Source organism: Martelella sp., assembly GCF_984369615.1.
Map to the genome: position 1 here is coordinate 1 of NZ_CFHTCS010000214.1, position 7,726 is coordinate 7,726.

Below are 7,726 nucleotides of genomic sequence, written 5' to 3' on the forward strand. Positions count from 1 at the left end.
CTTACGGAGGGCGGAAATCTTGGCAAGACCCGGCCAGTCCTCATGCTTGAGCATGACGATCTGCTCATTTTCCTCGATAATACGGCCAAGCGTGCCGTTTGAGATCTGGACGCTTGTCGAAAGCGGGAAATCCTGCAGCACCACGGGAACGCCGTCACCGGCTGCCTGGCAGGCCTGGGCATAGTAGTTCGTGATCTGATCGTCGGTTCTGAGGCTTGCGGGCGGTGCGATCATCACGCCTGCAGCTCCCATATCCATGGCTGCCGAGGAAAGCTCGGAAATGGCCGCAAGGCCGGGGGCCGAGACGCCAGCGACAACCGGCGTGCTGCCAGCGCGCTTGATCACGCGCCCGACGATTTCGCGCGCTTCGGCCTGCGTCAGCTTCGGCGCTTCACCCATCATGCCCAGCACGGTGATGCCTGTGGCGCCCTTCTCGAGGTAGAAATCGGTAACGCGATCGAGGCTGTCGAAGTCGATTGCGCCGTTCTCGTGGAAGGGCGTGACCGAAATCACGAAAACGCCCTTGTTTGAGGCTGTCAGTTTGCTCATCAGTGTTTCCTCAATTGCCAAACCAGCGATCGGCGCCGCGCGCCACGTAGCGTCCCGCGCCCGCCTTGCCGGTTATATCTTTTCCGTTGAAAGCCAGTTCGCCGCGCAGATAGGTGGCGGCAATGCGGACCGTAAACGTCTCGCCATGGAAGGGAGACCAGTTCAGGCCATCATGGGCGCGTTCCTCATCGAAGATGAATGAGCCCGTCTCAAGGACTGCAAAATCTGCATCAAGCCCAACCTGGATTGCGCCCTTGCGATCCGAAAGCCCGAAGAAGACGGCAGGCCGCTCGCAAAGCTGGCTTGCGGCAAGCGCAGCGGCGTCCAGCCCGCGGGCTTCTGCTGCGGTGAAAAAGGCCGGGAGCAGCGTTTCGAGCCCCGGAACGCCAGCGCCGGCATCGAAGATCGAGCTGGTCAGTTTGCCGTCGATCGGCCAGCTGGAATGGTCAGACGAGGTGAAGGCGACCTTGCCGTCGACAATCGCGTCCCAGAGGTTGTCGACCTCGCCCGGACGGATCGGCGGGTTGACCTTCATCCGCGGTCCAAGCCGCAGACCGTCGCGGCCGGCATCGAACCACAGATAGTGAACGCAGGTTTCGCCGGTGGCCCTGACACCCATCCCGGCAAAGGCTTCAACCATCGCAAAGCCGTCGCCGCTGGTCAGGTGTACGGGGTGCGCATGGGCACCGGTGGCCTGTGCAAGGGCGAGAAACTGTGCCGTGGCGGCAAGCTCCGCAGCAGGCGGCCGGGAGGTGGAGTGGGCAGTAATGCCATTCTCACCTGCTGCCCGTGCGCGTGCCATCCGCTCCAGCACGATTTCCTGATCCTCGTTGTGAAGACCGAGCGGCAGATCGCTGTCGGAGAGCTTTTCCATGATGTCGAGCATCAGGTCTGCGCCGATACGGGGAAAGCGGGTCGGCGAGCTTTCGAAGGACGAGATCTTGAAGGCAGCGACGCCGCCCTCGACAAGCGCATCCATATGCGCCGTGCCGGTGTCTCTCGTCACTGTCGCGTAGAGCGCCATGTCGGCATAGCTGTATTCACCGATGGCTGTGACCTTGGCTTCAAGCCGTTCGGGCCGGTCAAGCGGTTCCGGGTTATCGAACGGCATATCGACAAGCGTGGTAATGCCGCCGGCAATGGCCGAGCGTGTCGTGTCCGCGATGCCGGAAAGGCCCTTGGCGCTGGTCGCATGGGTCTGGCCGTCAATCACGCCCGGCAGAATGAGCCTGTCGCCATGGTCGGTGGTCTTCGCTGCCGAGGGGGGCGTTGATTGTGCATCGCCGATAGCGGCAATCTTGCCATCTTTCACCGCTACCCAGCCGCCTTCAATGGCGGCGAGCGGCGTCACGATGGTTCCACGCAATACGAGGTCCATATGCTTTAAGCCTTTGTCATATATTTCAAGTTCAGAATCGAGATCGCAGCCGCGACGCCGGCCTGCACAGGGTCAATGACCGGCAGCCCGATTTCGCGCTGAAGAAACGGTCTCTGCCGTCCCATGCCGGCGCAGCCGAGTATGATGGCATCGGCGCCGTCCTCTCCGGCCAGCGTTCGTCCGGTTTCCATGACCTTTGTGCGGGCCAGTCCATCATCACCGGATTCCTCGACGCTGAGTGCTGCGGATCGGTCGCCGGCAAGGCGTGCCGTCAGGCCCAGTTCGTCGATCCGTCTTGCATGGCGCGCGATCGAGGCAGGACCTAGCGAGACAATGCCGAAACGGCGGCCAAGCTGGAGAGCTGCGTAATAACCGGCCTCGGCAATGCCGATCACTGGGATGTGTCGGACGTGCTGGCGCACGGTTTCCACACCCGGATCGGAGAAGCAGGACACGACGAGAGCATCGGCCTTCGTCGATTTTGCGTACTCAAGCACCATGGGGGCGACGCGCGCCACATCGTCATCGCTCTCAATGCCGCTGGGCGCTTCGGGCAGAAGATCACAGATGATTTCGTGTTCGCTCGTGGATTTCAGGTCTTCGAGGCAGGCCTCGATGGACGCGGTGACCTTTTTCGAGCTGTTGGGGTTCAATACGAGAATGCTGGGCATGGGATGTCTTTACTGGTCGCGCAGATGGCCTCAAGCGGCCGCGTCGCGCATGACGAAATGATCGGGGCCGACGGCATCGTAAGTGCGGTGCGGTGGCACAAAGTCGGACGGGAAAATCGGGCTTTTCAGTTCCTGAAGCGGGATGTTTCTGCGCATGTTGCGGCGAGCGGGATCCGGCTCTGGAACGGCGGACAAGAGCCGCCTTGTATAAGGGTGCCCTGGGTTGGCAAAAATTTCGGCGCGGGGACCGATTTCCACGATCTCGCCAAGCAACATCACGGCCACCCGGTGGCTGATCCGCTCGACCACAGCCATGTCATGACTGATGAAGAGGTAGGACAGGCCAAGCTCCTGCTGCAGCTTCATCATCAGGTTGACGACCTGCGCCTTGATCGTGACATCCAGCGCAGAGACTGATTCATCGGCGATGATGACCTTGGGGTTCAAGCCCAGGGCGCGGGCGATTGCAATCCGCTGACGCTGCCCTCCGGAAAACTCATGGGGCCAGCGGCTGGCCATATCGGCGGAGAGGCCGACCTGTTCAAGAAGCGAGGCGACGCGCGCTCGCGCCTCCGTCGGCGTTGCAATAGCATGGGCAAGCATCGGCTCGGCGATGGCTTCGCCGATCCGCATGCGGGGATTGAGGCTGGAGAAGGGGTCCTGAAAGATCATCTGCATCGACTGGCGAAGCTTCATCAGGTCACGCCGGGGTAGCTTCCCAACATCCTGTCCCTCGAGTGTTACCTTGCCTTTCGCCGGTTCGGTGAGGCGCAGGATCGACCGGCCGGTGGTTGATTTGCCGCAACCCGATTCCCCCACAAGCGCAAGCGTCTCGCCCTTCTTCAGAGCAAAGGAAACATTTTCGACAGCATGAACCCGTGCGTGAACGCGGCCGAGAACGCCCTTTCTCAGTTCAAATCGGGTTGTCAGATTCTCGACGTTCAAGAGAGCCGGGCCATCGCGGTCAACCGTGTCGGCGGCTTCTGCGGTGACGCCGTTGCGGTCGGGGTAGGGGCGGGGCAGCGGACTGTCGCCGAGATCGCCGAGACGGGGCGCAGCGGCCAGAAGTTCGCGCGTATAATCGGTGGCGGGATTGGAGAAGATGTCTTCGGTTGCTCCGGCTTCCATCATTTTGGAGCGGAACATCACGACCGTGCGGTCGGCAATTTCGGCGACCACGCCCATGTCGTGGGTGATGAACATCACCGCCATGTGGTCTTCCGCCTGAAGCTCTTTAATCAACTCCAGTATCTGCGCCTGAATGGTGACATCCAGCGCGGTGGTCGGCTCGTCGGCAATCAAAAGCTTGGGCGAGCAGGCGAGCGCGGTCGCGATCATGACGCGCTGCAGCATGCCGCCCGACATCTCGTGCGGATATTCATGCGCCCGCTTGGACGCTGCCGGGATGCGCACCCGATCCATAAGGCGGATGGCCTCTTTCATGGCATCGTGGCGGGGCAGGCCCCGGTGACGCATGATCGGTTCGGCAATCTGCCGGCCGACGGCCATGACCGGGTTGAGCGAAGTCATCGGCTCCTGAAAGATCATCGCAGCCTCGTTGCCGCGCACCTGCTGCATTTCGGCATCCGTCAGTGCCAGCAAATCGCGCCCGCGAAAATTGATCGTGCCGGTTACGCGTGTCTTGTTCCTTGGCAGAAGCCCCATGAGCGAGAGTGCCGTCACGCTCTTGCCTGAACCGGATTCGCCGACGATCGCCACTGTTTCACCCGCGTCGACATCGAAACTCACGCCTTCGACAACATTCCGCCAGCCGGAGGGTGTGGCGAAGGCCGTGGTCAGATCTCGAATGGAAAGTACGGACATGGATGTTGGTTCCCGCAGGTGAGCGACTGGTGGATTCTTTTTTCTTGCCTCGATTTACACCGTATTGCATTCCCTATGTCAAACATAAAGTTTCTCGTGATATATCTAGAGTACAAAATGTGAGGTTGGTTTGATGAAAATCGATGACGAAACACGGCGCAAGGTTCTGGTCACGCCTGAAGATCTGAATGTGATGATGACGGGTGAGCGTGCGCCGCACATCATCGCCGTCCAATCCATCAACCCTTATACGGGTGCGGACTCTCATGGTGATGGTTTCATTCCCGGTGCGGTCGAGGCTGAAGCCTATGCGGACTTTCAGGCACCGGCCCGTGCGGATCTGGGAAACCGGCCGCTGCCGGATATCGCTGACCTGGAGGTCGCGGCGCGGCGCTGGGGGCTGACGGAAGATCGGCCTGTTGTGGTTTACGATGGCGACCGGGCGATGACTGCCGCGCGCGCCTGGTGGGTGTTGAAATGGGCCGGACTCAAGGATGTCAGGGTGCTCGATGGCGGCCTGCCTGCCTGGGTTTCAGCTGGATTTCCGTTGAGTGAAGCCCCTGACACAAAAGCAGAAAGCGCCATTTCCCTTTCGCCGGGCCATATGCCCGAATTCGGTGCGGATGAGGCGCTTGCCATCGCACGCGATGGCGTTCTCCTCGATGCCCGGATACGGCCGAATTACATCGGTGGGCCTGAAAAGGGCGGAGATCCGAAGCGCGGCCATATTCCCGGTGCGATCAGTGCGCCGACACTTGATACGCTTATGGATCCGGGACCTTTCACAGACAGTGCAACACTGAAGGAATTGTTTTCAGGCCTCGGCGTCGACGGAGCGAATCGCGTCGGTGTTTATTGTGGAGCGGGCATGTCTGCGGCCCATGAAGTTCTGGCGCTTGCCGCAATCGGTGTTGAGGCTGCCCTTTATCCGGGGTCGTGGTCCCAATGGGTCAATGATCCATCCCGGCCGGTCAAGCGCGGCCCACATCCGTGATGCCTTTGTGGCGTGCAGTGTTGGGTGCAAGTGCTCAAATGATGTTCAATTTGCATTTGAGATTAAAAAAATGACGGATATTTGATGAAAAGTTTCGTCATAGATATTGCAAAAGATATATCACGAGTATTGAAATACGTGTGTGCCGGGAGCTCCGGTGAGAATAAACAATAAGAGGAGATCAGTATGACGCTGACCCGCAGAACTTTTAATGCGATGTCGGGCGCTGCATTGGCCGCAGGGTTTGTCGCTCTCACATCCGCTGGTGTTGTCGCAGGATTTGCAACCACTGCCACGGCTCAGGAAAGCGAGACGCTTGTCATCGCCGTACCGTCTGATCCGGCGGGCCTCGAGCCGGGTGCTAACAAGGCGGAGCCGGTCGGCAGCGAAATCATCTTGAATGTCTTTGACACCTTGGTCGCTTGGCAGGCACCGGATTTCGCCGAACTCGAAGGTCGTCTGGCCGAAGACTGGTCGATCTCTGACGACGGCAAGACCTTTACCTTCGATCTGCGCGACGGCGTTTCCTTCCAGGATGGCACGCCGTTCAATGCCGAGGCTGTGAAGTTCTCGCTCGAGCGCACGAAAGAGATGAACCCCTACGTTGAAGCTTCGCTTGGCATGATCGAAAGCATCGAGACGCCCAACGATGACGAGGTCGTCATTCAGCTCAGCGAAGCCTATCCGGCGTTCATGTCCATTCTGGCGCAGCCGCAGGCAGCCATCGTCTCACCGGCAGCCGTCGAGAAATATGGCGATGACTTTGCCAATCATCCGGTTGGCACGGGGCCGTTTTCTTTCCGCGCCTATGAGCCCGATACTCGCGTTGTCCTTGATGCCAATCCCGATTACTACCGTGGTGCCCCGGCGTTGAAGCGCATCATCTACCGCATTATCCCGGAAGCGTCGACCCGCAGGCTCGAGCTTGAAAACGGCGGTGTCGATATCATTCAGCAGCAGAGCCAGCTTTCCGCCGTTCCTTCCGAAGAAATGAAGGCCTTTGCCGCAGACCCGGATATCAAGATCATCGAAAAGCCGTCGCAGATCATCCGTCAGCTGGAATTCAACAATTCCAATGCCGATTCTCCGGTTGCGGACATCAAGGTGCGCGAAGCCATTGCCCATGCGATCGATTATGATGGACTGCTGTCGGGCGTCTTCGATGGTACGGCTGACCGCGTTTACGGACCGCTGACCTCAAACAGCTGGGCCTTCGATCCGAAGGTCGAGGAAATGTCGCCGAAATACGACCCCGAGCTTGCCAAGGAGCTTCTGGCCGAAGCTGGCTACGGTCCGGGCGAACTGGATCTGACGCTCTACTCCTTCCAGGGTTCGCTGTGGGGCGACGTTGCAACCTTCGTTCAGGCAAATCTCGCCGATGTCGGCATCAGCACGGAGATCGCCCAGACCGAGTTTCCGTCCTACCGCGCGCTGCATGTCGCCGGCGATTGGGACATTGCCCTTGACGGTCGCCAGCCCTGGTACAACGACCCGGACGCGCACGTCACCATCGGCTACCTTTCGGCTCTGAAGAACTCTGCGATGACGTTCCGCATGCCGGAAAACGCGGAACTGGACGCGCTGATCCTTGAAGCACAGCAGGAGCCCGACATGGAAGCCCGCAAGGCGCTCTATGCCGAAATCCAGGAAAAGCTCGTTGAATATGTCCCGGCGGCCTATCTGTTCAGCCCGAAGCTGATTGTCTTTGCCCGTTCGAATGTCGACGGTCTGGTCATCAATTCGGCGCCGCCGCTCAATGAATATTGGGGTGTCTCCAAGAACTAGGTCTGCCCCCCGGACCTCGCCCCGATGAGGCATCGGCCCGCTCCGTTCATTCAGGTGGGCCGATGCCGTAAATTCTTGAAGATCGGAGCCGCGTTTGTGCTTTCAAGCGAATGTGCCTCCCGCCGGTTCAGTATCGAGCTGAACCGCCTTGCGAGCAAGGTGTTTAGATGTTTGCATTTCTTGTGCGGCGATTGCTGTCATTGATCCCCGTCCTGCTGCTTGTACTGGTGATCGTCTTTTCGCTGGTGCGCATGATCCCGGGCGATCCGGCTGTCACCCTGCTCGGTCCCGGCGCTACGGACAGCCAGATTGCGGCTCTCCGGGCGCAGCTGGATCTCGATCAACCCGCGCTTCTGCAGTTCTGGAACTATCTGGTTGGCCTGTTGCACGGCGATATGGGCAACTCGCTGAAAAGCGGACGGCCGGTTCTCGACGAGATCATGCTTCGCCTGCCGGCAACGCTGGAAATCTCCGTCACCGCCGTCCTGGTCGCCGTGCTGATCGGTATTCCGATTGGCGTGATTT

At 59.7% G+C, this 7,726-nt stretch carries 7 protein-coding genes; 3 read left to right on the forward strand and 4 right to left on the reverse strand.

The genetic code is table 11. The annotated features are described in order from the left end of the window. The 4 genes from AC5DC2_RS15845 to AC5DC2_RS15860 form a co-directional block, all read right to left on the reverse strand. Nucleotides 1-549 (reverse strand): dihydrodipicolinate synthase family protein (locus tag AC5DC2_RS15845; RefSeq protein ID WP_491699167.1); only part of this gene is annotated, 549 nt, incomplete at its 3' end. Nucleotides 550-559: 10 nt separating this feature from the next. Next, nucleotides 560-1,927 (reverse strand): dihydroorotase, encoded by a 1,368-nt coding sequence (locus AC5DC2_RS15850; protein WP_491699168.1) that lies wholly within the window; start codon nt 1,925-1,927, stop codon nt 560-562. A 5-nt stretch (nt 1,928-1,932) separates the two neighbouring features. Next, on the reverse strand, nt 1,933-2,598 hold the full coding sequence (locus AC5DC2_RS15855; protein WP_491699169.1) for an aspartate/glutamate racemase family protein: 666 nt from the start codon (nt 2,596-2,598) through the stop codon (nt 1,933-1,935). A 30-nt stretch (nt 2,599-2,628) separates the two neighbouring features. Further along, nucleotides 2,629-4,422, reverse strand: coding sequence for an ABC transporter ATP-binding protein (locus AC5DC2_RS15860; RefSeq protein ID WP_491699170.1), 1,794 nt, complete (start codon nt 4,420-4,422; stop codon nt 2,629-2,631). 133 nt (nt 4,423-4,555) lie between these two features. Here AC5DC2_RS15860 and AC5DC2_RS15865 point away from each other — a divergent pair, with 133 nt between their 5' ends. From AC5DC2_RS15865 to AC5DC2_RS15875, 3 genes are all read left to right on the forward strand, one after another. Continuing rightward, nucleotides 4,556-5,416, forward strand: a complete 861-nt coding sequence (locus AC5DC2_RS15865; protein ID WP_491699171.1) for a sulfurtransferase — start codon at nt 4,556-4,558, stop codon at nt 5,414-5,416. A 186-nt stretch (nt 5,417-5,602) separates the two neighbouring features. Next, nucleotides 5,603-7,201 (forward strand): ABC transporter substrate-binding protein, encoded by a 1,599-nt coding sequence (locus AC5DC2_RS15870; protein ID WP_491699172.1) that lies wholly within the window; start codon nt 5,603-5,605, stop codon nt 7,199-7,201. 167 nt (nt 7,202-7,368) lie between these two features. Next, a partial coding sequence (locus AC5DC2_RS15875; RefSeq protein ID WP_491699173.1) for an ABC transporter permease family protein occupies nt 7,369-7,726 on the forward strand: 358 nt, incomplete at its 3' end.

Excerpts from the sequence above, each read along its gene's own strand:
- AC5DC2_RS15870 (WP_491699172.1), top strand. The coding sequence starts at position 5,603 with ATGACGCTGACCCGCAGAACTTTTAATGCGATGTCGGGCGCTGCATTG.
- AC5DC2_RS15865 (WP_491699171.1), top strand. The coding sequence starts at position 4,556 with ATGAAAATCGATGACGAAACACGGCGCAAGGTTCTGGTCACGCCTGAA.
- AC5DC2_RS15850 (WP_491699168.1), bottom strand. The coding sequence starts at position 1,927 with ATGGACCTCGTATTGCGTGGAACCATCGTGACGCCGCTCGCCGCCATT.
- AC5DC2_RS15855 (WP_491699169.1), bottom strand. The coding sequence starts at position 2,598 with ATGCCCAGCATTCTCGTATTGAACCCCAACAGCTCGAAAAAGGTCACC.
- AC5DC2_RS15860 (WP_491699170.1), bottom strand. The coding sequence starts at position 4,422 with ATGTCCGTACTTTCCATTCGAGATCTGACCACGGCCTTCGCCACACCC.